The 21,715-nt window shown below is 70.5% G+C and carries 25 protein-coding genes; 10 read left to right on the forward strand and 15 right to left on the reverse strand.

The annotated features are described in order from the left end of the window. Window positions 1-7: 7 nt before the first annotated feature. On the forward strand, window positions 8-889 hold the full coding sequence (locus AB0M47_RS10185; protein WP_363411381.1) for a fructosamine kinase family protein: 882 nt from the start codon (window positions 8-10) through the stop codon (window positions 887-889). Here the strand turns inward: AB0M47_RS10185 and AB0M47_RS10190 are convergent. Then, window positions 844-1,446, reverse strand: coding sequence for a molybdenum cofactor guanylyltransferase (locus AB0M47_RS10190; RefSeq protein WP_363411383.1), 603 nt, complete (start codon window positions 1,444-1,446; stop codon window positions 844-846). The genes AB0M47_RS10185 and AB0M47_RS10190 overlap by 46 nt on opposite strands. Window positions 1,447-1,541: 95 nt before the next feature. Between AB0M47_RS10190 and AB0M47_RS10195 the strand changes: the two genes are divergently transcribed. Continuing rightward, window positions 1,542-2,561 (forward strand): hypothetical protein, encoded by a 1,020-nt coding sequence (locus AB0M47_RS10195; RefSeq protein WP_363411385.1) that lies wholly within the window; start codon window positions 1,542-1,544, stop codon window positions 2,559-2,561. A gap of 46 nt (window positions 2,562-2,607) precedes the next feature. On the opposite strand, the gene AB0M47_RS10200 is transcribed toward AB0M47_RS10195, so the two are convergent. Further along, window positions 2,608-3,051 carry an Lrp/AsnC family transcriptional regulator gene (locus AB0M47_RS10200; RefSeq protein ID WP_253763736.1) on the reverse strand — a complete coding sequence of 148 codons (444 nt, stop codon included), beginning with the start codon at window positions 3,049-3,051 and terminating at the stop codon, window positions 2,608-2,610. An 80-nt stretch (window positions 3,052-3,131) separates the two neighbouring features. Here AB0M47_RS10200 and ddaH point away from each other — a divergent pair, with 80 nt between their 5' ends. Then, the gene (ddaH, locus tag AB0M47_RS10205) at window positions 3,132-3,917 is read left to right on the forward strand and encodes a dimethylargininase (protein ID WP_363411471.1); all 786 of its coding nucleotides are present in this window, start codon (window positions 3,132-3,134) and stop codon (window positions 3,915-3,917) included. 4 nt (window positions 3,918-3,921) lie between these two features. Here the strand turns inward: ddaH and AB0M47_RS10210 are convergent, their stop codons facing one another. Beyond that, complete coding sequence (locus AB0M47_RS10210) at window positions 3,922-5,115, reverse strand: ABC transporter substrate-binding protein (protein WP_363411387.1); 1,194 nt, start codon at window positions 5,113-5,115, stop codon at window positions 3,922-3,924. Window positions 5,116-5,307: 192 nt separating this feature from the next. Here AB0M47_RS10210 and AB0M47_RS10215 point away from each other — a divergent pair, with 192 nt between their 5' ends. The 5 genes from AB0M47_RS10215 (at window position 5,308) to AB0M47_RS10235 (ending at window position 9,433) form a co-directional block, all read left to right on the forward strand. Beyond that, window positions 5,308-5,886 (forward strand): bacterial proteasome activator family protein, encoded by a 579-nt coding sequence (locus tag AB0M47_RS10215; protein ID WP_363411389.1) that lies wholly within the window; start codon window positions 5,308-5,310, stop codon window positions 5,884-5,886. Window positions 5,887-6,001: 115 nt separating this feature from the next. Next, window positions 6,002-6,913 (forward strand): ABC transporter ATP-binding protein, encoded by a 912-nt coding sequence (locus AB0M47_RS10220; protein WP_363411391.1) that lies wholly within the window; start codon window positions 6,002-6,004, stop codon window positions 6,911-6,913. A 1-nt stretch (window position 6,914) separates the two neighbouring features. Beyond that, window positions 6,915-7,643, forward strand: a complete 729-nt coding sequence (locus tag AB0M47_RS10225; protein ID WP_253759057.1) for an ABC transporter permease — start codon at window positions 6,915-6,917, stop codon at window positions 7,641-7,643. A gap of 6 nt (window positions 7,644-7,649) precedes the next feature. After that, window positions 7,650-8,831 carry a sensor histidine kinase gene (locus tag AB0M47_RS10230; protein ID WP_363411393.1) on the forward strand — a complete coding sequence of 394 codons (1,182 nt, stop codon included), beginning with the start codon at window positions 7,650-7,652 and terminating at the stop codon, window positions 8,829-8,831. Beyond that, the gene (locus AB0M47_RS10235; RefSeq protein WP_363411395.1) at window positions 8,828-9,433 is read left to right on the forward strand and encodes a response regulator transcription factor; all 606 of its coding nucleotides are present in this window, start codon (window positions 8,828-8,830) and stop codon (window positions 9,431-9,433) included. The genes AB0M47_RS10230 and AB0M47_RS10235 overlap by 4 nt, the downstream gene beginning before the upstream one ends. A gap of 3 nt (window positions 9,434-9,436) precedes the next feature. Here AB0M47_RS10235 and AB0M47_RS10240 read toward each other — a convergent pair whose 3' ends face one another. The 10 genes from AB0M47_RS10240 to AB0M47_RS10285 form a co-directional block, all read right to left on the reverse strand. After that, window positions 9,437-10,204 carry an HAD hydrolase family protein gene (locus AB0M47_RS10240; protein WP_363411397.1) on the reverse strand — a complete coding sequence of 256 codons (768 nt, stop codon included), beginning with the start codon at window positions 10,202-10,204 and terminating at the stop codon, window positions 9,437-9,439. A gap of 71 nt (window positions 10,205-10,275) precedes the next feature. Then, on the reverse strand, window positions 10,276-11,535 hold the full coding sequence (gene serS / locus AB0M47_RS10245; RefSeq protein ID WP_363411399.1) for a serine--tRNA ligase: 1,260 nt from the start codon (window positions 11,533-11,535) through the stop codon (window positions 10,276-10,278). 63 nt (window positions 11,536-11,598) lie between these two features. After that, the gene (locus AB0M47_RS10250) at window positions 11,599-12,201 is read right to left on the reverse strand and encodes a hypothetical protein (protein ID WP_363411401.1); all 603 of its coding nucleotides are present in this window, start codon (window positions 12,199-12,201) and stop codon (window positions 11,599-11,601) included. A 68-nt stretch (window positions 12,202-12,269) separates the two neighbouring features. Continuing rightward, complete coding sequence (locus AB0M47_RS10255) at window positions 12,270-13,007, reverse strand: AIM24 family protein (RefSeq protein WP_363411403.1); 738 nt, start codon at window positions 13,005-13,007, stop codon at window positions 12,270-12,272. An 83-nt stretch (window positions 13,008-13,090) separates the two neighbouring features. Beyond that, a complete protein-coding gene (locus AB0M47_RS10260) occupies window positions 13,091-13,444 on the reverse strand; it encodes a metallopeptidase family protein (RefSeq protein ID WP_253759045.1) in 354 nt (117 codons plus the stop codon). A gap of 4 nt (window positions 13,445-13,448) precedes the next feature. Then, window positions 13,449-14,399, reverse strand: a complete 951-nt coding sequence (gene pheA, locus AB0M47_RS10265; RefSeq protein ID WP_363411405.1) for a prephenate dehydratase — start codon at window positions 14,397-14,399, stop codon at window positions 13,449-13,451. A gap of 26 nt (window positions 14,400-14,425) precedes the next feature. Continuing rightward, a complete protein-coding gene (locus AB0M47_RS10270) occupies window positions 14,426-14,929 on the reverse strand; it encodes a hypothetical protein (RefSeq protein WP_363411407.1) in 504 nt (167 codons plus the stop codon). 39 nt (window positions 14,930-14,968) lie between these two features. Then, window positions 14,969-15,460: an ACT domain-containing protein gene (locus AB0M47_RS10275; protein ID WP_363411409.1), complete on the reverse strand. Its 492-nt coding sequence runs from the start codon at window positions 15,458-15,460 to the stop codon at window positions 14,969-14,971. A 91-nt stretch (window positions 15,461-15,551) separates the two neighbouring features. Continuing rightward, window positions 15,552-16,019: a hypothetical protein gene (locus AB0M47_RS10280; protein WP_363411411.1), complete on the reverse strand. Its 468-nt coding sequence runs from the start codon at window positions 16,017-16,019 to the stop codon at window positions 15,552-15,554. Window positions 16,020-16,077: 58 nt separating this feature from the next. Next, window positions 16,078-16,764 (reverse strand): hypothetical protein, encoded by a 687-nt coding sequence (locus AB0M47_RS10285; RefSeq protein ID WP_253759035.1) that lies wholly within the window; start codon window positions 16,762-16,764, stop codon window positions 16,078-16,080. Window positions 16,765-16,946: 182 nt separating this feature from the next. Between AB0M47_RS10285 and AB0M47_RS10290 the strand changes: the two genes are divergently transcribed. Continuing rightward, window positions 16,947-18,152, forward strand: a complete 1,206-nt coding sequence (locus tag AB0M47_RS10290) for an arginine deiminase (protein WP_363411413.1) — start codon at window positions 16,947-16,949, stop codon at window positions 18,150-18,152. On the opposite strand, the gene AB0M47_RS10295 is transcribed toward AB0M47_RS10290, so the two are convergent. Next, the gene (locus AB0M47_RS10295) at window positions 18,149-19,024 is read right to left on the reverse strand and encodes a DUF5926 family protein (RefSeq protein WP_363411415.1); all 876 of its coding nucleotides are present in this window, start codon (window positions 19,022-19,024) and stop codon (window positions 18,149-18,151) included. The genes AB0M47_RS10290 and AB0M47_RS10295 overlap by 4 nt on opposite strands. A 58-nt stretch (window positions 19,025-19,082) precedes the next feature. Beyond that, window positions 19,083-20,375, reverse strand: coding sequence for an acetyl-CoA C-acetyltransferase (locus tag AB0M47_RS10300; RefSeq protein ID WP_363411417.1), 1,293 nt, complete (start codon window positions 20,373-20,375; stop codon window positions 19,083-19,085). Between the two features lie 47 nt (window positions 20,376-20,422). Between AB0M47_RS10300 and AB0M47_RS10305 the strand changes: the two genes are divergently transcribed. Further along, window positions 20,423-21,715, forward strand: a complete 1,293-nt coding sequence (locus tag AB0M47_RS10305; RefSeq protein WP_363411419.1) for a 3-oxoacyl-ACP reductase — start codon at window positions 20,423-20,425, stop codon at window positions 21,713-21,715.

Consider the following 21,715-nt stretch of genomic DNA (forward strand, 5'->3'; position numbering starts at 1 on the left):
CTTCAGAGTGGACTTCGCCTTCCTCCGGGAGCATCCGCATCTGCTGCCGACGTTCCTGACGCATCAGCGCATCCGGGAGACGCCGGTCGGCGGCGGGTCGATCAGCAGCGCCTCCCGGCTCACCCTCGACGACGGGACCTCGCTGTTCGCCAAGACCTGGCCGCACCCGGACGGCCCACCGCCGGGCTTCTTCGAGGCCGAGGCACGAGGTTTGACCTGGCTGCGGGCGGCGGGCGCGACGCCGGTGCCCGAAGTCATCGTGGCGCTGCCCGAGCTGCTCGCGCTCGAATGGGTCGAGCCGGGCGAGCCGACGGAGTCCGGTGCCGCCCGGTTCGGCCGCGAACTCGCCCGGCTGCACGCGGCCGGGGCGGATTCGTTCGGCGCGCCTTGGCCGGGCTACATCGGATCGCTGCCGATGGACAACACGCCCAGCGACGGGCCCTGGAGCACCTGGTACGCCGCCCGCCGGCTGCTCCCGTACGCGGTGCTCTCCCGTGAGAGCGGCGCTCTGGACAGCGGCGACGTGGCCCGGATCGAGCGCCTGGCCGATCGGCTCGGCGACTTCGACCCCGGCGAGCCGCCCGCCCGGCTGCACGGCGACCTCTGGCCCGGCAACGTGCTGTGGGACCAGTCCGGTCGCGGGTGGCTCGTCGATCCGGCCGCCCACGGGGGCAACCGGCTGACCGACCTCGCCTGCCTCGGGCTGTTCGGCGGGGTCGCCTACCTCGGGGTCGTGCTGGAGGCGTACGAGGAGGAGTTTCCGCTGCCCGCCGGGTGGCGCGGCGTGCTGCCCTGCCATCGGCTCTTCCTGATGCTGGTGCACACCGCGCTCTTCGGGGGCGGCTATCGCTCGGCCGTGCTCGCCGAGCTGGACGAGCTCGGGTTCTGAGCGGCCAGCCGCCGAGCCAGGTCGAGATCCGCCGGGGTGTCGCAGTCGAGGTACTCCGGTAGCCGCGCTTGCGCGGGGGGCACTTCCGCTGTGCGTACCGGATAGAGATCACGGACTCGGGGCGACGTGGTCGTGAGCGCCGTTCTCAGCGCGCCCATGCGCCAGCACGCGACGAGATGCTGGCGGCGGCCCTCGGCGTCGAGCAGCACGGCGGCCTCGGCGTCGGCCAGCGCCGTCCGGAGCGTGCGGACCGTGCCCGCGGTGAGGAAGGGCAGGTCGGCGGCCAGGATCGCGACGGTCTCGACGTCGTCGGGCAGCAGCGCGACTCCGGCGCGGAGAGCGGGCACCGGACCGCTGCCCGGCGGATCCTCCACCGTGACCACGACGTCCGCGGGGAGGTCCGGTACCGCCCCGACCACGATGCGGACCTGGGCATCCGCGACTGCGGCCAGGACGCGGGCGACGAGAGCATCGCCCTCGACGGTGAGCGACGGCTTCGCGACTCCGCCCATTCGCCGGGCGGCCCCTCCGGCGAGCACGATCGCGGCGAATGTCATGTGGCCAACAGTAGGGCTATCTGATTACCAACCGTGCGATGCCACAGACGATGTTGGCGTGGGTAGGGTGGCGGGGACTGGATCGGAGGCCCGTCATGACCGAGTTCCATCTGCTGGACGAACCCACCACGTCCGACCTGGCCGCGAAGGTGACCCAGGCGTGGCGGGACTTCGCCGGCGCGCTGGCGGAGGCCCTGCCGACGCTGCCGCCGAAGTCGGAGCTCTTCCTGACGGTCGACCCGACCGCCTATGGGACCGGCGACGTCGTCTACTCGGTCGGCGTGACCGTCGGCGAGGACAACGTCCTCTCGGCGATGGCGGTCGGCAACGGCCTGCTGCCCACCGGCTACAAGCTCGACCGGAACGCCGTCGCGGCGATGATCGAGCTGGGCTGGTCGCCGCCCGGCGTCATCCCGGGCTCCCGCGAGCACTTCGGCCAGACCGCCACGTCGGAGCTCGCGCCGCAGCTGGCCGTGACGCTGACTCGGACGCTGCGCGACGTCTACGGCGCCCCGCATCCGGCGTTCGTCGTCTACGGCGCGCGAGACGGCGAGGAGGAGTCGATCACGCTCACCGGCCTGGGCACCGCCCGGCCGGAGTCCTCGCTCGCCCTCTCGGAGGCCGACCTCGACCTCGCCGACGGCGAGGATCCGGACGACGACGGCCTCGACCTCGGCGAGCGCGTGCGTACGGTGGTCGCGGCGCTGCTCAAGACCACCCCGGAGGAGCTGACCGTCGACCAGGACGGCGACATCGGCATCCGGGCGGGCTCGGCGATGGTCTTCGTGAAGGTCCGGGACAACCCGCCCCTGATCGACGTGTTCTCGCCCCTGCTCACCGAGGTCGAGCCGAACGAGCAGCTGTTCGTACGCCTCTCCGAGCTGACCAACCGGATGCCGATCGGCCGGCTCTACTGCACGAACGGGACGGTCTGGGCATCGGTCCCGGTGATGGGCCGCCGCTTCCAGGCCACCCACCTCGTGCTGGCGATCCAGGTCATGACCGGCCTCGCCGACGAACTCGACGACCGGCTGCAGGGCGAGTTCGGCGGCAAGCGCTTCTACAGCGAGGGCGACAAGCCGGCGCTCCCCGAGCGCACCGGCATGTACCTCTAGCGCTCTCCTCTCCCAACGACATCGGGTTCCCCACGGCACAGGTTCCCTACGGCACCGGGTTCTCGACCAGCCGGGACAGCACGATCATGCTGTGCGTACTGGTGACGAAGGGTTCGGCGCGCAGTCGTTCGAGCGCCTGCTCCAGGTGAGCGATGTCGGCCGCCCGCAGATGCACGAGCGCGTCGGCCCGTCCGGAGATCGTGTACGCCCCGACGACCTCGGGATGCCGTCGAGCCGCCACTGCGATCTGCGCCGGGGTGGTCCGGCCGGTGCAGAAGAGCTCGACGAAGGCCTCCGTCGTCCAGCCGACCGCGGCCGGATCGACCACCGCGGTGAACCCCTTTATGACCCCGGCCGCGCGCAGCCGGTCCACTCGTCGTTTCACCGCCGGAGCGGACAACGACACGATCGCGCCGATCTCCGCGTACGAGGCTCGGGCGTCTGACACGAGCGACGCAATGATTCGCTTGTCGACCTCGTCAAGCTGCAACGTTTCGCCTCTCAGACGCATGAATAACGGCTGTTCGCGTCCCCAAGCCCTCCTTACTGTAGGTGAGCGTGATCTACCTGATGAGCCCGCCCGAGCACTTCCTCGTGGCGTACGAGATCAACCCGTGGATGCGCGCCGACCAGCCGGTCGATCGTGATCGCGCGGTGCGGCAGTGGGACGCCCTGCGGACGGCGCTGCTCGGCCTGGGCCATCACGTGCACGTCCTGCCGTCGGTGGCCGGGCTGCCCGACATGGTCTTCGCGGCCAACGGGGCGTTCAGCGTCGACGGGATCGTCTACGGCGCCCGATTCAAGTACGCCGAGCGCGCCGCCGAGGCCGACGCGCACCGCGCCTTCTACGAATCCGCCGGCGGCTGGAAGTTCGTCCCGCCGACCCAGGTCAACGAGGGCGAAGGCGACTTCGCGTACGTGCCGGGGCGGGGCCTGATCCTCGCCGGGCACGGCTTCCGGACGGAGACCGCCGCCCACGCCGAGGCGCAGGAGGTGCTCGGCCGCCCGGTGGTCTCGCTGCGCCTGGTCGACGAGCGGTTCTACCACCTGGACACCGCGCTGGCGGTCCTCGACGACCAGCGGATCACTTACTACCCAGGCGCCTTCTCGGCCAGCTCCCAGCGGGTGCTCGCCCAGCTCTTCCCGGACTCGGTGCCGGCGGACGAGGCCGACGCCCTGGCCTTCGGCCTCAACCTGGTCAGCGACGGGCACAACGTCCTGGTCAACACCGAGGCGACGGCGTACGCCGACAAGCTGACCGCCGCCGGGTACCACCCGGTGCCGGTCGACCTCAGCGAGCTGAAGAAGGGCGGCGGCAGCGTCAAATGCTGCGTGGCCGAGCTGCGCGCCGCCTGATCCCCTAGCCGAGCGTCGCCAGACTCCGGACGGTCACGTTCGCCAGCTTCGGGCCGTCCTTCATCACCCGGCGCAGATACCACTTCTGCAACGGCGTACGCGTCTGGTTGAAGGCGATCGTGCCCCGGGGACTGGTGATCTGCCCCAACCCGCCCAGCTTGGCGTTGATCAGGTCGCGGGACGGCTGCGCCTCGCCGCACGCGCGGATCGCCTTGTCGAGCGCCTGTGCGGCGTCCCAGCCGGCCACGGCGTACGACGAGGGGGTCCGCCGCACGGTGCTGCGGAAGCGGGACGCGAACAGCTGATTGGTGGCGTTCGACAGGTCGGCCGAGTAGTTCATCGCCGTGTAGATGCCCGTCGCCGTCTTCTCGCCGAGGCTGCTGATCGCGCCGTCCAGCGCCGTGCCCTCGGTCAGGTCGCCGGGTGCGTACAGTTCGGCGTCCACTCCGGCCGCCCGCAGCGCCTTGATGAACGAGAACGCGGTCGGCCCGGTCAACGCGCAGAAGACCGCGTCGGGGTCGATTCCCTCGATCGCCGACACGATCGAGGTGACGCTCTGCGTACTGGTCTTGAAGACGCGGCTCTTCTCGATCGCCTTGGCGTATCCCTCGTGGAATCCGGCGACGGCGTCGGTGCTGGTGAGTTCGGCGGACCCGACGATCGCGACGCTCGCCCCGATGGCCTGCAGGTAGCGGCCGAGCGCGACGCCCGGCTCCTTGCCCACATAGGACGAACTCCAGATCCACAGTACGCTCTGCAGCGCGTTGGGGTTCTGGTGCGCGCTGATCAGCGGGATGTGCGCGTTCTCCACCGTGTCGCGAATGGCCAGCAGCGTCTCCGGCTGCGCCACGCCCGCGATCGCTGAGACGCCCTTCTTGATGAGGCTCTCGACCGCGGCCTTGCTCTCCGCCGGCTTGTCCCGCTCCTCGGCCTGCACGATCGAGATGTCGTAGGTGCCGAACGGCTGGTTGAGGTCGGTGTAGAGCTTGAATCCGTCGTAGATGTCCGAGCCGATCGCCTTCAGCTCGTCGGTCTGCGGGATCAGCAGGCCGACCGAGATCGTCCCGGTCGGGCCGCCGGCCGAACCGGCGCTGTCGCAGGCGCTCAACGCGCCCGCGGTCAACCCGCCGACGGCGAGGCCGCCCAAGGCACGCAAGGCGCTGCGACGTGGGATGAGAGGCTTGCCGATCTCACTCACTTGTCCTCCAAGCGCGGTGCCCTCCAGAGGACCCGGCGAGCAAAGTCCACTTCGGCGTTCTACCGGTCAAATCCCACTAGGTCAATGCTTGATCATCGAACCGTTATCGAAGACCGGTTCCGATACGTCCTCGGACGGTGCGTCCCCCGATGTGATAGGCATGAGGGGTCGAGCGGCGAGCACGGAGGATTCATGGCTGAGGAACGGGCAGAAGACCGCAACGACGACCGGGCCACCGTGGTGGTCGTCGGGCCGGACGGGCGTCCGGTCGGCACGGTCGAGGTGCCCCAGGGCGAGGGCGGCGAGTCGGTCGAGGAAGACCCGGCGCGACTGGTCGAGCAGCCAGCCAAGGTCATGCGTATCGGCAGCATGATCAAGCAGCTGCTGGAGGAGGCCCGATCCGCCCCGCTCGACGAGGCGGGCCGGCAGCGCCTCGCGGAGATCCACCGGCGATCGATCGTCGAGCTGGAGGACGGGCTGGCCCCGGAGCTGCGCGACGAGCTGGAGCGGCTGTCGCTGCCGTTCGACGCGGCGAACACGCCCAGCGTGGACGAGCTGCGCATCGCGCAGGCCCAGCTCGTCGGCTGGTTGGAAGGGCTGTTCCACGGCATCCAGGCGACCCTGGTCGCCCAGCAGATGGCCGCGCGCATGCAGCTGGAGCAGATGCGGGGCGGCCAGCAGCCGCGGGCGCTCCCGCCGGGCCTGACGTTGCCGGCGACGGGTCAGCAGCCGCCGACGGGCGATGCCCGGGGCACCGGCCAGTACCTTTAGCGGTTCCATCGGCGGCGCTGTCGGGCGGGCGACAGGAACGGTAGGACAATTGTCCTGTCGAACTCAGGATCGGCGCATCTGAAACCGGGGCTCGCGCCCGCCTACCGTCGATCTCATGACGGACGCACTGAAACTGACCGGGGTCACGAAGGACTTCGGCTCGGTGCGGGCGGTCGACGGTATCGATCTGTCGATCGCCCCTGGGGAGACGGTGGCTCTGCTCGGCCCGAACGGCGCAGGCAAGTCCACCACGATCAACATGATGCTCGGCCTGCTGGAGCCGAGCGCCGGCACGATCGAGGTGTTCGGGACCAACCCGCACAAGGCCGTACGTGCCGGCCGGATCGGCGCGATGCTGCAGGACGCGGGCTTCGTGCCGAACGCGACCGTGCGGGAGCTGGTCGAGCTGGCCCGCTCGATCTACCCGAAGCCGCTGCCCACCGGGCAGATCCTGCAGACGGCCGACCTCACCGACATCGCGAACCGGCGGCTCGACAAGTTGTCCGGCGGCCAGGCGCAGCGCGCCCGGTTCGCCTTCGCCCTCGCCGGCAACCCCGATCTGCTGGTGCTCGACGAGCCGACCTCGGCCATGGACGTGGCCAGCCGTCAGGCGTTCTGGGCGACGATGCGCTCGTACGCCGAAGGCGGCCGGACGGTGCTGTTCGCCACGCACTATCTCGCCGAGGCCGATGACTTCGCCGACCGCGTGATCGTGGTCTCCGGCGGCCGGATCATCGCCGACGGCAGCGGCGCGCAGATCAAGAAGGCCGTCTCCGGGCGTACGGTGAGCTTCGATCTCGACGGCGACGGGACGGTTGGACTCGACCGCTTCCCCGGTGTGACCGCGGTCGACATCCGGGGCGACCGTGCCCTGCTCCGCAGCGACGACTCCGACGCGACCGTACGCGCCCTGGTGACCAGCGGGCGGGCGTTCGCCAACCTCGAAGTGGCCGGAGCCGGCCTCGAGGAGGCCTTCCTCGCCCTGACCAGCAACGACCACCTGACCAGCACCGCCTCGGAGGCCTGAGATGCTCGCCTACCTCAAGTTCGAGCTGCGCCGGATGTACCGCGAACCGCGGCTGATCATCCTGACCGTGGCCATGCCGGTGATCCTCTTCCTCGCCCTGGGCGGTTCGATCAAGGGCAACACCCCGGAGGAGACCAAGGACATCCTCGCGTACCTGATGGTCGCGTGGGCGGCGTACGGGGCGTTGCTGGGCACCTTCTCCAGCGGCGTCGGGGTCTCCCACGAGCGCACGGCGGGGTGGCTGCGGCAGCTCCGCATCACCCCGTTGCCGCCCGCCGTCGTGGTGGTCACCAAGGCGATCGCCTGCTCCCTCGTGGCGATCCCGGCGGTGCTCGTCGTGAGCCTGATCGGGATGGCCCGGGACGTCGACTTCGGCGGCGGCCAGCTGGCCCTGCTGGTGCTCTTCATGTGGCTGGGCAGCGTCCCGTTCGCCCTGGTCGGCCTGGCGGTCGGCTTCGTCCTGCCGCCGAACCTGGCCCAGCCGGCCAGCTTCCTGGTCAGCTTCGGCCTGGCCTTCGCCGGCGGGATCTTCATCAGCACCGACGACATGCCGAAGCTCATGCGCCAGATCGTGGAGTGGTCGCCGAGCTTCCGGTTCACCCAGGCCGGGGTGTCGGTGCTCCAGCAGGACAGCCAGTCCGGCGCGGGCTGGGCGATCATCGCCGGGTGGGCCGTCGTGTTCGCCGCGCTCGCGGCGCTGGCCTACAAGCGCTCGGCAGCGGCAAAATAAACCGCGATGAAGATCTTCGCGCCGTTCTCCTCGGTTGAGGAACGTGGGCGGCTGAACGAGCCGATCGACGCCGCCCACATCCGCAAGCGCCGGGTGATCGGCGGGATCTGGGCACTGATCTGGTCCTTCCCGATCTTCAGCCTGGCCGACGACGTGCTGCGAGCCACGGATCTCCCGTGGCTCGCGCTCGTCGTCTTCGCCGCCTTCCTCGGGCTCTACCTCTACGTCGTGATGCGGGGCTTCAGCCTCCGGCTGCCGTTCCCGCCGACGCGCGACCAGCTCGCGCTGGGGGCGTTCGCCGTCCTCGGCGTGATCATGGCGCTGTTCTACACCCGGGACACCGCCGGCGGCTCGCTGATCGTGATGCTCTACGTGTCGGTCGGCGGAGTCGCCCTCTACCCCACGCCGATCTCGTACTACTGGATCGGCGGCTGCTCGCTCGCCCTCGGCGGCATGGGCGTACTGGTCGGCGACAGCCTCAGCGACATCGCCGCGGTCGTCCTCAACGCGCTGCTCGCGACCGCTCTCGTGCTCGTCGTCCGCAACATGGTCAAGCTGATCCGGGAACTCGACCGGACCCGGACCGAGCTGGCCCGGTCGGCCGTCGAGCAGGAGCGTCTGCGCTTCGCCCGTGACCTGCACGACCTGCTCGGCCACTCGCTGTCGCTCATCGTGGTCAAGGCGGAGGTCGTCCGGCGGCTCGCCGAACGAGACCCGGCCGCGGCGGCCAAGGAGGCCGCCGAGATCGAGGAGGTCGGTCGCCAGGCCCTGGCCGAGGTCCGCGAGGCGGTCACCGGCTACCGCGAACGCCCGCTCACCGACGAGTTGCACGGGGCCCGCGGTGCGCTCACGGACGCGGGGATCGAGACGATCATCCGGCTCGCCGTCCGCACCGACGAGTTGCCGTCCGCTGTGGATCAGGCTTTCGCCTGGGTGGTACGCGAGGCGGCGACCAACGTCATCCGGCACAGCGGTGCGCGTACCTGTCGGATGGTGCTGGACCGAAGCGCAGCCGCATGGTCGCTGACGGTGCGCGACGACGGACGAGGCCGCGGCACGACCGCGAGCGAGGGCAACGGCCTGCGCGGGCTGCGCGAGCGGCTGGCGGCGCTAGACGGAACCCTGACGGTGAGCGGTCCCGGATTCACCTTGCGCGCGGACGTGCCGCGAGAACGGAGTGACGAGTGATTCGCGTGCTGCTGGCCGAGGATCAGGGGATGATGCGCGGCGCGCTGGCGCTGCTCCTCGGCCTGGAGGAGGACATCGAGGTCGTAGCGCAGGTCGATCGCGGCGACCTGGTCGTGCCGGCGGCGCGGGAACACCGGCCCGACGTCGCCCTGCTGGACATCGAGATGCCCGGGCAGACCGGCCTCGACGCGGCGGCCGAGCTGCGGACCGAGGTGCCCGACTGCAAGGTGGTCATCCTGACGACCTTCGGCCGGCCGGGATATCTGCGGCGGGCCATGGACGCCGGCGCGCGGGGGTTCCTCGTCAAGGACGGGCCGGTCGAGGAGCTCGCCTCGGCGATCCGCAAGGTGCTGGCCGGGCAGACCGTCGTCGACCCGGCGTTGGCGACCGCGGCGCTGGCGGCCGGTCCGAACCCGCTCACCGACCGGGAACGCGACGTCCTGTCGGCGGCGGTGGACGGCGCGACGATCGCCGAGATCGCGACGCGGCTGCACCTGTCGGAGAGCACCGTACGCAACTACCTGTCCGCCGCGATCGGCAAGACCGGTACGCGTAACCGCATGGAAGCGGTGCAGGCGGCACGCGCCCAGGGCTGGCTGTAAGTCCTACGAGAACAGGCGTTCCAGGTACTCGGCGACCCCGTCGGCGTCGTTGGCCGCGGTCACCTCGTCTGCCATCCCGAGCAGCGTCGGGTGCGCGTTGGCGACCGCCACCCGATGGCCCGCCCAGGCGAAGCTGGCCACGTCGTTGAGCTGGTCGCCGAAGACGAGGACGTCGGCCGGGTCGATGCCGAGCAGGTCGGTCACGACGGTGAGCCCGGTCGCCTTGTCGACGCCGGGCGCGTGGATCTCCACGAACCCCGGCCAGGACTGGATGATCTCGACGTCCGGATGGCGGGCCTCCGCCGTGAGCCGTGCACCCAACTCCGGCGCGACCTGGAGGAAGCCCTTGATGATCGAGGCCGCGAACATCTCCTCACGCGTACGCAGCTCGATCGGGTCCGGGTAGGGCCACTGCTCCCATTCGCTCCACAGTGGCGCGTTCTCGGCGTCGAGCGCCTCGACGGTCAGCTGCAACGGGCCGAACTCCGCTTCCAATTGCGGCATCAGCTCGGCGAGTGCCCGGCCGGGAAAACGCAGATCCCGCAGTACGCGTGGCTCGTCGCCGGTCAGGTCGAGCACCCGTCCCCCGCCGCCGAGCACGAAGTAGTCCGCGCTCGGCAGGTCGCCCCGGGACATCCCGGTCAGCCGTGGTCCTCGGCCGGTGGCCCCCACGATGGGGATGCCGGCGTCGCGTACGCGGTCGAAGGCGGCGTCGGTGCGGGCGGAGACGGTGCCGTCGGTCCGGACGATCGTGCCGTCCAGATCCGTCACGACGAGCTTCGGCCGCCGTGCTGTGGGGGCGAAGTCCGGCCCGCCGAGACGGGCCGGACGAAACGGAACAGTCACTTGATCGGGTCGAGCAGGTCGCGGCCGCCGAGGAAGGGCTGCAACGCCTTCGGCACCCGGACCGACCCGTCCGGCTGCTGGTGGTTCTCCAGCAGCGGCACGAGCATCCGGGTCGTGGCGAGCGTCCCGTTCAACGTGGCCACCGTCTGCGACTTGCCGTCGGCGTCGCGATAGCGGATGTTGAGCCGCCGCGCCTGGAACGTCGTGCAGTTCGAGGTGCTGGTGACCTCCCGGTAGCGGCCCTGGCTGGGCAGCCACGCCTCGCAGTCGTACTTGCGGGCGGCGCTGGAACCGAGGTCGCCGGCGGCGGTGTCGATCACGCGGTAGGGCAGCTCCAGCTTGCCGAGGAGCTCCTCCTCCCAGGCCAGCAGGCGCTTGTGCTCGGCCTGCGCGTCCTCCGGAGCGCAGAACACGAACATCTCGGCCTTGTTGAACTGGTGCACGCGGATGATGCCCCGGGTGTCCTTGCCGTAGGACCCGGCCTCGCGGCGGAAGCAGGTCGACCACGCGACGTAGCGTCGCGGTCCGTCGATGTCCAGGATCTCGTCCTTGTGGTACGCCGCCAGCGGCACCTCGCTCGTGCCGACGAGGTAGAGGTCGTCAGCCGGGAGGTGATAGACCTCCGAGGCGTGCGCACCGAGGTAACCGGTGCCCTCCATCGACTCCGGCTTGACCAGGACGGGCGGCACCATGGGGATGAAGCCGTTCTCCACGGCCTGCTGGATGCCGAGCTGGAGCAGGGCGTTCTCCAGGAGCGCGCCGATCCCCGTCAGGTAGTAGAAGCGGGCGCCCGAGACCTTCGCCCCCCGCGGGGTGTCGATGGCGCCGAGCAGCTCGCCGAGCGCGAGGTGATCCTTCGGGTCGGCGATGTCGGGCTTGACCCCGACCTCCTTGAGCACGACATAGTCGTCCTCGCCGCCGGGCGGGGCGTCCGGCTCGACCAGGTTCGCCACCGCGAGCTGAGCCTGGCGCAGCTCGTCCTCGGCCTCCCCGGCCGCCGTCTCGGCCGCCTTCACGTCCGCGGCAAGCTGCTTGGTCCGCTCCAGCAGAGCGGTCTTCTCCTCGCCCTGCGCATGCCGGATCGAGTTGCCCAGCGTCTTCTGCTCGGCCCGCAGCGCTTCGAAACGCTGGACCGCGGACCTGCGCGCCTCGTCCGCACTCAGCAGCCGGTCCACGGACGATTCGCTCTCGCCGCGGGCGCGCTGGCTGGCTCGGAAGAGGTCCGGGTCGTCCCGGAGCAGGCGCAGATCAATCATGCGACAAGCCTACCGAGCGCCGTTGATCTGTCTCACCTCGGTTTCGATGCTTGATCGCTCCGGTCAGCGTACGGGGGTCACGGTGAGGTCGGAGATCGCGTCGTCCTCCTCGTCATAGCTCGCCTCGACCGGCGTGATCCGCCGACGGCGTGCGGCCGGGCTCAGGAACATGGCCAGCATGGCCGCGAAGGGCGCGGCCAGGGCGAGGTAGAGGCCGACCTCCACCTGGGTGGCCGCGGTGGCCGGAATGCCGATGATGTAGGTCGCCGCGATCTGCCGGCCGCCGAGCGCGATCAACGAGACGAGCAGGACCAGCAGCATCGTGCTCAGACCCACACCGGCCAGCATCAGCGGCCGCCGTTGCCGGCGCCGTCCGAGGATGGTGGTCGCCGTGATCGCGCCGAGGCCCATCATGCCGACCACGTACGCGGATCCGACCGCGGTGTTCACGGCGTACGTGACGATGTCGGTGGCGTTGAGGGATGCGTAGTCGGCTCCCGCGATGAGACGGGTCGTCTGCCACGGGTACATCAGCGACCCGAAGAAGAACGCGGCGCTCAGTGCGGCCAAGATCGGGGGCACCGCCGGTGGCGTCGCGAACCGGGGGCCGGCGAACCGGGACTCGGCGTGGGCGGGCGATCCGAACTCCAAGACGTCTTCCGACATCACTTCATTCTGACGAAGAACGGCCCGCCGCGCTGTCCGCTCGGCGGGCCGTCGAAGTTCTGCGGGGATCAGTTGCCGAGCAGGCCGCCCAGCATCCCGCCGCCGCCGGCCTGCTGACCCGAGCCGTGTCCCGCCAAGCCCTGCGGCGGCTCCTCGGACGGCTGCACGACGACGAAGCCCTGACCGGTGAAGCTCATCGTGAACGCCTCACCCGTGGTCCGGCCGATCAGCGTGCCCAGACCGAGCTGGTCGGCGCGGTGGTAGCCGGTCTGCAGGCTCGCCGACCAGCAGATCGCGGCCTGGGGGTCGACGAAGGTGGGCGCGTCGACGGTGAGGACGACCGGGGTGCCCGCGGTGGTGATCGCGATCCGGCCCTTGCCGCTGAAGACGCAGTTGAACAGGCCCGCCGAGGAGAGCATGCCCATGCCCTGAACCATCTTGATGTCGTAGTTCAGGGTCGGCTCGAAGGCGAGCACGTTGGCGCCGTTGATGGACAGGGCGTCCCCCTGGTCCAGGTCGATCAGGTGGATGTCGGCGGCGCGGTCGGCGAGGAAGAGGTCGCCCCGGCCGGTGACCTTCATCAGCGGGACACCCTCGCCGGTGATCGCCTTCTTGATCCACTTGCCGACGCCGCCCGAACCGAGCGCCTGGAACTGCATCTGGCCCTGGTACGCGACCATGGCGCCGGTGCGGGCCATGACCTCGCCGTTCAGCTCGACCTTCAGCATCTTCGAGTTCTGGAGCCGCAGTCCGGGTTCGGTGGACTCCTTCTCCAGGTTCTCCGCGGAAAACAGCGCACTGCGCATGAGGTGGCTCCTTGGCCGGGGGGTGACAGGGGTGTGGACCCGCAGCCTACGACGGACTCGCAACACCTGCGGGCCCTGCCGGATCAGTCCCAGCCGAGCTGGTGGAGCCGTTCATCGGAGATGCCGAAATGGTGGGCCAGCTCATGCACGACAGTGACGGCGACCTCTTCCACGACGTGCTCCTCGTCCTCGCACATCCGCAGGGTCGGGCCGCGGAAGATGAGGATCCGATCAGGCAGTACGCCCGCGTAGTCCCAGCCGCGGTCGGTCAGCGCATGGCCTTCATAGAGACCCAGCAGGTTGCCTTCGCCGGGCGGAGGTTCGTCCTGGACCAGGATCACGACGTTGTCGAGGTGCCGCAACAACTCCTGCGGCACCTCGTCGAGCGCCTCGCCGACCAGCTCCTCGAAGCGTTCGCGGGACATCTCGACCGGCATCGCGTCACGCGCCGTCGGTACGCAGGCGGGCCAGCCAGGCGGCCGAGTCGGCGTAATCGGCGTCGGCCAGGCCGCCGGGCGGCGGCACCGGACGGTCCACCGCGCCGGGCGGCACCGCACGCGGGTAGCTGCCGAGGAAGCGTACGGCGGCGCAGATCCGACGCAGCCCTTGCAGCGCCTCCCCCACCCGGGCGTCGGCCACGTGACCGGTGCAGTCCAGGAAGAAGGCGTACCGGCCGAGGGCCTCACCGGTGGGGCGCGACTCGATGCGGATGAGGTTCACGCCCCGGACCGCCAGCTCGGTGAGGACGGCGAGGAGCGCGCCGACCCGGTCGTGGGCGATGAAGACCGCGAGCGAGGTGATGTCGTCGCCGGTCGGCGCGGGCGGCGGAGCCGGGCGGGAGAGCAGCACGAATCGGGTCACCGCGTCGGGATGGTCGGCGATCTTGTCGGCGAGCAGGGCCAGCCGGAATCGGTCGACCGCGATCGGCGCACAGATCGCCGCGTCCACCGTGCCGGCCAGGGCGTCCTGCGCGGCCGCGCCGTTGGAGAGCACGTCGATGACGGTGGCGTCCGGCAGATGCGCCCGCAGCCACGCCCGGCACTGCGCGCCGGCCTGCGGGTGAGCGGCCACCGAGGTCACCCGGTCCATCGTCGTCCCGGGGCGGGCGGCCAGCACGAACTCGACCGGGATCACCACCTCCCGGGTGATCACCAGCGGATCGCCGACGCCCAGTTCGTCGAGCGTCACCCCGACCTGGCCGCCGACGGAGTTCTCCATCGGCACCAGCGCGGCGTCCGCCTCGCCCTGGCGGACCGCGTCCAGCGCCTCCGGGACGGACCGCGACGGCGTACGCGTGCCGCGCTCGGCCGCCGGGATGGTCAGCAGCGCCTGCTCGGTGAAGGTGCTCTCCGGGCCGAGATAGACGAATCGGGTCGGTGGTACGCCTGGCATGACCCCCACCTTACGGCGCGGACGGCTCAGCTACAGCGGGCAGCGGCCAGCAGCCCGGCCGGAGCCTGGGTGCGTACCGTGATCGTGCAGACGTCGGAACCGGCGGTGACGATCTGCAGGGCGGCCGGCGCTGCCGTGGTGGCGGCGGCCTTGGTGACGACGACGAGCGCGTCCTTCCCGGGCGCCTGGACGATCGTGTACTGCCAGGTGCCGGAGCAGAGCGGGCCGGTGGTCACCGAGATCGTCCCGGACTTCGGCAGCAGCCTCGTCTTCGACCGCAGCGTGGCCACGACCTGATCGCCGCTCGGATTGCCGAGGCAGGCCACGTAGTAGCTCTCGGAGAACGTCGGCGCGGTGCTCGGCGTGGCCGTGGCCTGCGGCAGCGGCGGCCTGGTGGACTCCGCCAGCACCGACGGGCTGGGCACCGGAACGCCCTGTTCCCGCAGGTCTGGTGGCTTTCCGCAGCCTGCGGCGAGCAGGGTGGCGGCGGCCGTGGCGGCGAGGACGACGAGCGGGCGGATCCGAGGCACCGGGGAAGTCCTCTCGGGGGCGGCTTACGGCCTGGAGGATCAGGCCGTATTGATCCTATGTCCCGCGCCCGTCAACGCGGCAAGGGCGGCGTTCAGGCGTACCGCCGGGACGAGGACGTAGTCCGTGTCGAAGGTGGAGAACGCGAAGATGTTCACCCGCGCCTGGGCCAGCGGCGTGGCGATCGAGGCCAGTATCCCGGTCAGGGTCAGCGCCATCGGCCCGTTCACCTCGAAGCAGCGCCAGCCGGTTTCCACCACCGCCCCGGCCGGTACGCGGTCGGCCCGGCAGATGACCGAGGTCTCCGTCGGGGTCCACGTCAACGAGACGACCCCGGAGTCGGCGGCGCCACCGGCCGCCGAGCGGGCGCGCGCACCGGGCCGGGAGGCAGACGGCAGCAGCTCGACCGGGAACGGCGCGCCGGCCGGGAGGCGGCAGACCGCGTATACGTCGGCGAGCAGGGTCAGATCGACCCCGACCGGTGCGCCAGGCGGCCTCGCCCCGGCGGGCTGCCCAGCGTCCAGCGTCTCCATGCCACGCAATGTACGTCGCCCGGGACGGGATGCGCTGCGACGATCACCACAAGTGCGATCGATCTCGCCCTGTGTACCCGCCAGGAAGGGCTCAGATTTCGCAGAAGAACGTCAGCGAGCCCACAGCGACGTCGTCGGCGTGCAGCGGCGTGGCGATCGCGTCCAGCGTCCGGGTCTCCGACTCCTCGCCCCGGGCGGCGGCGAGCGCGGCGTTGGTGCGTACGCGAATGAGCCCCCGGGCCAGTCGCCCGGAGGCGACCGCCAGCAGGGGCGGGATCAGCTCACGCTCGGGTTCGGGCAGTTCCGCGCCGTTCGCGGTGAAGTCGATCAGGTGCAGCGAGTCGGGCAGGCGCTCGCCGACCCAGGGATGCCGCAGGCCTAGCAGGTTGGCGCAGGAGGGCGTCGTCGCGACGATGGTCGCCGAGGCGTCGATGATGAGCGCGGGTTCGGCCGACTCCACGACTGCGGTCACCCAGCGGCTCAGCTCTTCGGGAACGGTGACCGGAGGACGCCAGTCGGGCGTGACGCTGGTCGACAGCGACAGTTCGACATGCGTCACACGTGTCTCCCTTCGCCGCTGCGGAATACCCGCACGGTACTCCGGTGTCGCGAGCTTGTCACTCGTCGTGTCTGCCGTTCGTGAACCACTGATAGCCGTTGGCCGGCTCGTTGATCCAGGTCCAGGGGTTGCGGGCCACGTCGGACAGCTTCTGCGCGGTCAGCGCGGAGATGCGGTCGCCGCCGCCGAGCAACGCCCGGTGCAACTCGCGGTACGTCGTGATGACGCAGTCCTTGGGCAGCCCGTAGACGGTGACGACGCCCCGGCCCATCAGCGCGAGGACCGCCACGACCGGGATCGTGTGCCCGACCGCCGCCGAGATGGCCTTGCTGGCGCGCTTGGCGTCCTTGCGCGCGGCCGGGATGTACGCCGGTCGTCGTCCCTTGATCTGGACGACGTCGCCGGCGACCAGGACCCGCTTCGCTCCGATGTCGACGACGGTGACCGAGAAGACGCCACCCGGGCCGAAAGCGAGGAAACCGCCGTGGGTGTCGGCCGCCCGGCCCGGCGCCGAAGCCGTCTGCGCGCTGGTGGTCGCCACGGAATGCGGCCACTCCACGAACTGCCACGACGGGCCGAGCTGGTTGAGGTGGTTCGCCACACGAGTGCCGGCTGCCTCTTGCCGAATCCGGGCCTTCTCCTCACGCTGACGGCGTACCCGGTCGAGCGGGCCTTCCTTCAGCGCGTCCAGGGCTGGGATCTGCGGCGTGGAGAGAGGAATCGGGCGGACGGGGAATGTGGTCATCGTGGGCCTCCGGCGTTCCGCGGCACTCATTGAGTTGTATCCGTCACAATACGTGACTGATCCCGCCGTGCGACAGAGGTCCGTAGCGGAATGACATCTCATTCACGGATCGTGAATATAGCGACATCCCGATTTGTACGGAAAACGCCGGGCGACGGGAATCCGCCCCTACTCTGGCACACGTGGAAGGTGTGCGCTATGTGGACAGCGAGGTCGGCCGGCTACACACCGTGCTGCTCCACCGACCCGGTCCGGAGCTGGCACGACTGACCCCTCGCAACAACGACACGCTGCTCTTCGACGGCATCCCGTGGGTCGGCCGCGCCCAGGAGGAACACGACGCCTTCGCCGCACGGCTGCGCGAACACGGCGTCGAAGTCCTCTACCTCACCGAGGTGCTGACGGACGTGCTCGCCATCGAGGAGGCTCGCGCCGAACTGGTCGACGCCGTCCTGGCCGACGTGCGGCTCGGCGACTCGCTGCGGCGGCGCGTACGCGACCATCTGGGCTACCTCGACCCGCCGAGTCTCGCCCGGGTGCTCACCGCCGGTCTGGCGCACGAGGAACTCAGGTCCGGCGGCGGACTGGTCTACCAGCTGATGGACCGGCTGGACTTCGTCGTGGATCCCCTGCCGAACCTGCTGTTCACGCGGGATTCCTCGGTGTGGATCCGGGATCGGGTCGCCGTCACGTCCTTGGCGATGAGCGCCCGGCGCCGGGAGACCAGCATCACGCACGCCGTCTACGAGCATCATCCGCGCTTCGCGGGGGTGGCGACGGCGTACGACCCGTGGCTGGAACCGTTGGAGGGCGGGGACGTCCTGCTCCTCGCGCCCGGGGTCATCGCGGTCGGTGTCGGCGAACGGACTGCGCCGGCGGGGGCGGAACGACTGGCCCGCGCGCTATTCGCGCACCCCGATCCGTTGGCGCACACCGTGCTGGCCGTGCCGATCGCGCAGACGCGGGCCACCATGCACCTCGACACGGTGTGCACGATGGTCGACGTCGACACGGTTCTCATGTACCCCAACGTCGCCGACGACCTGGTCGCGTACACGCTGACGCCGGGCGCGGCCGAACCGATGGTGAGCGGGCCCGAACCGTTCCTCGACGCGGCGGCCAAGGCGATGGGCCTGGACCGGCTGCGGATGATCCACACTGGACTGGACTCGGTGACGGCCGAACGGGAACAGTGGGACGACGGCAACAACACCCTGGCCATCGCGCCTCGGCTGTGCGTGGCGTACGAGCGCAACGTGGAGACGAACGCTCAGCTGGAACGGGCCGGCATCGAGGTGATCCGGATCCCCGGCTCGGAGCTGGGCTCCGGCCGGGGTGGTCCGAGATGCATGTCCTGCCCGATCTCGCGGGAACCCTTGGCGGGTTAGCGCAGCGTGAGCTGGCGGCCGATCAGGCCCTGCTTGGCCTTGCGGGCCTCCGGCGTCAGCTCCTTGCCGAGAGCGGCCTCGAAACGCGTGGCGAACTGGGCCAGCGCGTCCTCCCACTCGGCCGCCTCGCTGTCGACCGGCAGGTCCCACACCGGGACGAGCCGACCGTGCGCGCGGAACATCCCGGCGAACCGGGTCTGCTCCCCCAGCGTCAGCTCGCCTGCGGCGCCCAGGGTGGCCAGCGCGTCGAGCGCCTCACTCTCGGCGTGCGGGAGAACCCAGCGGATGTGCGACTTCTCCCCCATCCGCGTCCAGTACGCCGCCTTGACGGCCGCCATCTTCACGGTCGGCGCGATGGCCCCGTTGGCGGACTCCAGCGACGCCGCGACCCCGGGGTCGTCGTCCTGGCCCTCGTCCAGCCAGAAGCCGAACGTCTCGTGCATGGTGAGGTCGAGCGGGCCGTCGGCGAGCAGGTCGCCGAGGCGCTCACCCTGGCCCGGCAGCGCCGGCACGGCGACCGACTGGCCGGGCGTGGTCTCCAGCGCGTTCAGCAGCGCCACCGCCAGGTCACGGTTCACGTCGCCCGACTGCACATGCCGCTGGAGCCCGAGCAGGATGCGGCCGTCCGCCTTGACCATCGCCGGCCACGCCATCGGCAGGATGGTGGCCAGGGTGATGTCGCGGTCGCCGTACTTCTCGGTCAGTTCGGCGTTCAGCTTCAGAGGCGCGGTGGCCGCCGGCACCAGCTCGCGCAGGGCGATCCACTCCGTCTCGTCGGTCAGACCGGCGAACGGAACCGCCACGAAGACGTCGCGGACCTTGGCTTTCTTGGGCGCGGCGGACTTGGCCGCGACACGGGCTCGCTTGCTCACCCGCGAAGCCTAGCCGAGCTGACCGGCCGGGGCGGGTACGCCGCCCCCGGCCGGGCGGTCAGCGTTCGAGGATGGCGACGACGCCCTGCCCACCAGCGGCGCAGATGGAGATCAGACCCCGTCCGCTGCCCCGGGTGGCCAGCAGTTTGGCCAGAGTCGCCACGATGCGGCCGCCGGTCGCCGCGAACGGATGCCCCGCCGCCAGCGAGCTGCCGCGTACGTTGAGCTTCGTCCGGTCGATCGGGCCGAGCGCCTTCTCCAGGCCCAGCTTCTCGCGGCAGAACTCCTCCGACTCCCAGGCGGCCAGGGTGGCCAGCACCTGCGAGGCGAACGCCTCGTGGATCTCGTAGAAGTCGAAGTCCTGCAACGTCAGCCCGTTGCGGGCCAGCAGCTCGGGTACGGCGTACACGGGCGCGGTGAGCAGCCCCTCGGGGTCCGGATTGCGCGGCGTGAAGTCCACGGCGGCGGTCTGCGCGTCGACGAAGTACGCCTGCACCGGCAGATGGTGGTCGGCGGCCCACTCGTCCGTGCCCAGCAACACCAAAGCGGCGCCGTCGGTGAGCGGCGTCGAATTGCCGGCCGTCATCGTCGGGTTCTCGCCGCGTGCGCCGAACACCGGCTTCAATTTGGCCAGTTTGTCGAGCGTGCTGTCGCCCCGCAGGTTCTGATCCCGCGACAGGCCCAGATACGGCGTGATCAGATCGTCGAGGAACCCCTCGTCGTACGCCGCGGCGAGGTTGCGGTGCGAATCCAGGGCCAGCTCGTCCTGCGCCTCCCGGGTGATCCCCCACTTCAGCGTGGTGAGCGCCGCGTGCTCGCCCATCGACATCCCCGTACGCGGTTCGGCGTTGCGCGGGATCTCGGGCTGGAACGGCTGCAACGGCCGCAGCTTCAGCGCGGCCTGCATCCGGCCGCCGAGCGTACGGGCCTGGCTCAGTTCGAGCAGCGCCTTGCGGAAGCTCTCGTTCAGGGCCAGCGGCGCGTCGCTGGTGGTGTCGACGCCGCCGCCGATGCCGGAGTCGATCTGGCCCAGCGCGACCTTGTTGGCCAGGTAGATCACGCTCTGCAGACCGGTTCCGCAGGCCTGCTGGAGGTCGACGGCCGGCGTACGGCCGTCGAGGGTCGAGCCCAGCACGACTTCCCGGGTGAGGTTGAAATCGCGGCTGTGCTTGAGGACCGCACCGGCGGCGACCTCGCCGATCCGCTCGCCGGCCAGCCCGAACCGGGCGACCAGCCCGTCCAGGGCCGCGCCGAGCATGTCGGAGTTCGACGCCTTCGCGTAGCGGCCGTTGGAGCGGGCGAACGGAATCCGATTCCCGCCCAGGACGCCGACCCGTCGTACGTTTCTCATGGCGTATAACTTACTCGCGAGTAGGTCTTGTGGGTACAGTCAACCTTATGTCGGACCGTTACGCGTCGTTCGCTCGCAGCGCCGGTGGGAGTGTCCTGGTCAAGCGACTCGGCCTACCCAACCCGCCCAGTCTCCGCCGCTACGACGCGGATCATCCGCTCGCCGGCCCGGTGCGGATCGCGGGGGAGGGCAGGTTCGCCGTCGGCATCGAGGGCTGGTACCCGGGCGACGGCGAGAAACTCGGTGGGCTCGTCCTCGACGCGACGACCCTCGCCACCGTCGAGGACCTGCGCGATCTCTACGACATCGTCCACCCGATCGCGCGCGGCCTCACTCCCGCCGGCCGCGTGATCGTGCTGGCCGGACTGCCCGCCGAGGCCGCGTCGGTCGAGGTCGCGGCGGTGCGCCAGGCCGTCGAGGGGTTCACCCGCAGCCTCGCCAAGGAGGTGGGTCGCGGCACAACCGTTCAACTTGTACGCACAGCGGAGGCCACCGAGCCGGAAACCCTGCGCTCCACGCTGGACTTCTTCCTGTCGGGTCGATCGGCGTACGTGGACGGTCAGGTGGTGACCGTGGGCGCTCCGGTGGGACCGCTGTCGCAGGACACCCTCGCGGGCAAGATCGCCCTGGTGACCGGGGCGGCCCGGGGGATCGGGGCGGACATCGCCCGGGTGCTCGCACGTAACGGAGCCCACGTGGTCTGCCTGGACGTTCCCGCCGCCGGGGACTCCCTCGCCGCTGTCGCCAACTCGCTCGGCGGTACGGCGTACCAGTCGGATCTGGCGGTGGAGAACGCGGCCGCGCGCCTCGTCGACCATCTGAAGGACCGCCATGGCCGAGTGGACGTGGTCGTGCACAACGCGGGCATCACGCGGGACAAGACGCTGGCCAACATGCGTCCGGACCAATGGGACCAGGTCTTGGCGGTGAACCTGGCCGCACCGGTACGCGTGACTGACGCGCTGGTCGAGGCGGGCCTGATCCCGGCCGGCGGGCGGATCATCGGCGTGTCGTCGGTCGTGGGCCTCTCGGGCAATCGCGGCCAGACGAACTACGCGACCTCGAAAGCGGGCGTGGCCGGCTGGGTCCGGGCGCTCGCGCCGGTACTGGCCGACCGCGGCATCACCGTCAACGCGGTCGCGCCCGGTTTCATCGAGACGGCCATGACCGCCCACCTGCCCCTGGTGGTACGCGAAGGCGGCCGCCGGATGAACTCGCTGGCGCAGGCCGGGCTGCCGATCGACGTCGCCGAGACCATCGGCTACTTCGCCGAACCCGGCTCGGCCGGCGTGACCGGCAACGTGCTGCGAGTCTGCGGCCAGCAGATGCTGGGGGCGTGA

Origin of the sequence: Hamadaea sp. NPDC051192 (assembly GCF_040682475.1) — a bacterium.
Taxonomy (GTDB): Bacteria; Actinomycetota; Actinomycetes; order Mycobacteriales; family Micromonosporaceae; genus Hamadaea; species Hamadaea flava.